Annotated in this window: 1 protein-coding gene; it reads left to right on the top strand. The window is 60.5% G+C overall.

Annotated elements, in window-relative coordinates:
- Positions 1 to 118: 118 nt before the first annotated feature.
- A partial coding sequence (locus AC1DLB_RS31665) for a GNAT family N-acetyltransferase (RefSeq protein WP_018930149.1) occupies positions 119 to 574 on the top strand: 456 nt, incomplete at its 3' end.

Below are 574 nucleotides of genomic sequence, written 5' to 3'. Positions count from 1 at the left end.
GGGCCAACGGGGTGCTGACCAAGTTCTCCTCGCCAGAACTGACCAAGTGCCTGATCGAGGCGGCCAGGGTCGTCGCCGAACAAGGTCACTGAGTGTGGCCGAGGACTTTTGTTTTCTGATGCGGCGCAACCTCGCCGAGGGTGTGCCGCCTTTCACTTGGCCAAACGACATTGAGTTGACCGAGTACCGTCCCGAACTCGCCGAAGCCGTTCATCACTTGATGGAACTGGGTTATCGGGAAGGCGGCGGTCGCGTGCCGGCGCTGGAAGTCTGGCAACAGCGTTTCGAAACCGATCCTGAATACGATCCTACCCTGTGCTTCATCGCTCTGGATGCCGAAGGCATCGTCGGCGTCGCCCAGTGCTGGACCAGTGCCTACATCAAGGACTTGGTGGTGCACCCGCGTGCTCGAGGCCTCGGACTTGGCCGTGCGCTGCTGCTCCATGCTTTCAAGGTGTTTGCGCAGCGCCGCGAAGGTTTTGTGGATTTGAAGGTGCGGGAAGACAACCTTCGGGCGCGGGGTTTGTATGAAAGTGCCGGGATGTATGTGGTCCGCCGGGAGCTGGTTCCAGTC

The organism is Pseudomonas sp. 05N434, from assembly GCF_056396965.1.
The sequence above is the reverse complement of the archived record's forward strand: the minus strand, read 5'-3'. Positions and strand labels throughout refer to the sequence as shown.